General features: G+C 67.6%; 2 protein-coding genes and 2 pseudogenes. 2 read left to right on the top strand and 2 right to left on the bottom strand.

From position 1 onward, the window contains the following. Window positions 1-447, bottom strand: a pseudogene (locus AC507J_RS32215) (hypothetical protein); the annotation flags it as partial. Window positions 448-696: 249 nt separating this feature from the next. On the opposite strand from AC507J_RS32215, the gene AC507J_RS32210 reads away from it, so the two are divergent. Together AC507J_RS32210 and AC507J_RS32205 are read left to right on the top strand one after the other, a co-directional pair. Continuing rightward, a complete protein-coding gene (locus AC507J_RS32210) occupies window positions 697-1,062 on the top strand; it encodes a type II toxin-antitoxin system RelE/ParE family toxin (protein ID WP_496294319.1) in 366 nt (121 codons plus the stop codon). Further along, window positions 1,059-1,376: a helix-turn-helix domain-containing protein gene (locus AC507J_RS32205; RefSeq protein ID WP_496294317.1), complete on the top strand. Its 318-nt coding sequence runs from the start codon at window positions 1,059-1,061 to the stop codon at window positions 1,374-1,376. Before AC507J_RS32210 ends, AC507J_RS32205 begins: the two co-directional genes overlap by 4 nt. Window positions 1,377-1,526: 150 nt before the next feature. Here AC507J_RS32205 and AC507J_RS32200 read toward each other — a convergent pair. After that, window positions 1,527-1,788 (bottom strand): annotated as a pseudogene (locus tag AC507J_RS32200) (endonuclease V); the annotation flags it as partial.

Genomic DNA, 1,788 nt, shown 5'->3' with positions numbered 1-1,788 from the left:
CTTGTCGGCGGCTTTCTTCTTCGCCGCCTGCGCGGCTCTCTTCGCCCGCTCGATCGCCAGTTTCTTGGCGTTCAACGCCGCCGCCTCGGCGGCCCGCGCCGCCGCCAGCACCGCCTCGGCGGCCCGCTTCGCGGCATGCCACGCCTGAATCGCGCTGATGGTCCGGTTGACCGCCTTGATCACCGACGGGATCTTGGCGATCTTGCCCCAAGGGATCGCACCGATGATCAAGCTGCCGCACGCCCACATGTCACCGCCGAAGCAGTTGATCGCATCGTTGATGCCGATGAACTCCTTCAGCACATACCACGCCGATTCGAGGATCACCGACACCAGGGAGCGGTTCATGTTGGCCTGCGCCTGGGCGACCATCGCCGCCGACAGACCCGCACCCGCCAGCGCCGCCGCCATCTCCGACGGCGTCAACGACACCGACAGACCCGGATCGACAGCCGACTCACCCGCGCCGACTGATCGACTCCGCCGGCCGAGCCAGGACGAAGGTCTCCAACTCGGCTAATCCCGCACAACCAGCCGCTCAGTCACCACGATCGCCATGACCCGCGATCGTCACCACCCACCCACCAACCTCGCCGCAAATGACAGTGCCTCTGACCCTTCACCACACCCAGCCGAGCCCCTGAACGATCCCGCTCACGTCAACACCCATGGTATAGCGTCCGCTATACTCCGGGGATGGCTACCGGCGAGTGGGAGATCTACCTCGTCAAAGAGGTACAGGAGTGGATCGACAACCTCGATCCACTCACCCACGCCCGCGTCGTGCAAGCCATCGACCTACTCGCCGAAGCCGGCCCGGGGCTGGGCCGGCCGCTGGTCGACACGATCCACGGCTCGTCGGTCGCCAACCTCAAAGAGCTGCGCCCCGGAACCGTACGCATCCTGTTCGCCTTCGACCCGTGGCGCTCCAGCATCCTGCTCGTCGCCGGAGACAAGGCCGGACGCTGGCAGCGGTGGTACACCGAAGCGATCCCCCTGGCCGAGCACCGCTACGAGATCTATCTGAAGGAACGCGCCGAGGAGGAGGGTCGACAGCCATGAGCAGCTACGCACGCTGGCGCGACATCCGCGCCGCCCACGTCAAGCGTGCCGGCGGCGAGCAGGCCGTCGAAGACGGCAAGCAGGAACTACTCGCCACCCTGGTCGGACACCGCCTCGCCGAGGTACGCCGCGCCCGCGGCCTCACCCAACAGCAGGTCGCCGACCGCATGGGCGTCACCAAAGGCCGTGTCTCCCAGATCGAACAAGGCAAAATCTCCGGCCAAGACATCGTCGCCCGCTACGCCGCCGCCCTCGGCGGACGCCTGCACCAAGCCATCTACTTCGACGACGGCGACATCGCCGCCATCGCATAACCCTCACCCGACCGTTTCCTCCGCCGGCCACCAGCCTCGGCGCAGCGGCCAGATGATTGTGCAGGTCAAGCCGCTGCCGCAACTGCTCCTGAATGCGCTCCACCCCGCCACCGACGCCAAAGCCACAACCGGCCCCAGTGCCCCGGCAAGGGTCTTCGCCACCCCGAAGGTCGGCAGCCCGTCACCACCCCCAGATGACAGGCCAGCCCGAAGCGCCGCGGATGAGCAATGCCGTACCGTCGCAGACCACCAGATCGGGCCGGGCCGCGAGCCGGTCGAGCGCCGTCAGCAGGATCGGCACCTCGCGAAACGCCAGCAACCCTGGGACGTACGGAAACGTCACCTCGCCGGGCACCACAGCCGACTCCACCTCCACGCCGGTGGCCAGGTCGAACACCACGACGGCGGCCGC

Source organism: Micromonospora sp. PRAS1, from assembly GCF_059553435.1.
The sequence above is the reverse complement of the archived record's forward strand: the minus strand, read 5'-3'. Positions and strand labels throughout refer to the sequence as shown.

Coding starts and splice junctions, on each gene's coding strand:
- AC507J_RS32210 (WP_496294319.1), top strand. CDS start 697: ATGGCTACCGGCGAGTGGGAGATCTACCTCGTCAAAGAGGTACAGGAG.
- AC507J_RS32205 (WP_496294317.1), top strand. CDS start 1,059: ATGAGCAGCTACGCACGCTGGCGCGACATCCGCGCCGCCCACGTCAAG.